Raw genomic sequence first — 321 nt, 5'->3', positions numbered from 1 at the left:
GGTCCACCGGGTCAACGAAGCTCACGCCGAAGGTGCGTTCACTGAAGTCTGCACACTGCCCACCGACAGCGCACTGGCGCAGGGCGTCTTCAAGGTTGGTAGCAAAGAACGAGGTCTGCCAGTGGGCGCTGAAGCCTTGAGCATCGATCTCGCGGCGACTGGGCAGGTAGCTGCCAACGAAGCTCGGGTGCGGCCAGTTGGCGCGCATGTTCACGCTGCTGGTACGGCCCACGGGTACCACGTGCAACTGGCCGGTACCTTGCAGCGCCAGGTCAAAGCCATAGCTGAACGCTCGCGCCTGTAGCCCGTCCAGCCCCGGCA

The 321-nt window shown here is 64.5% G+C and carries 1 protein-coding gene; it reads right to left on the bottom strand.

Features of this window, described 5'->3' with window-relative positions; genetic code table 11:
* Nucleotides 1-321 (bottom strand): inner membrane CreD family protein (locus FQ664_RS25785; protein ID WP_178091062.1); only part of this gene is annotated, 321 nt, incomplete at both ends.

The organism is Pseudomonas persica, assembly GCF_900291015.1.
Classification (GTDB): domain Bacteria; phylum Pseudomonadota; class Gammaproteobacteria; order Pseudomonadales; family Pseudomonadaceae; genus Aquipseudomonas.
Note: the sequence above shows the minus strand (reverse complement) of the source record. Positions and strands in the feature narration are given on the sequence as shown.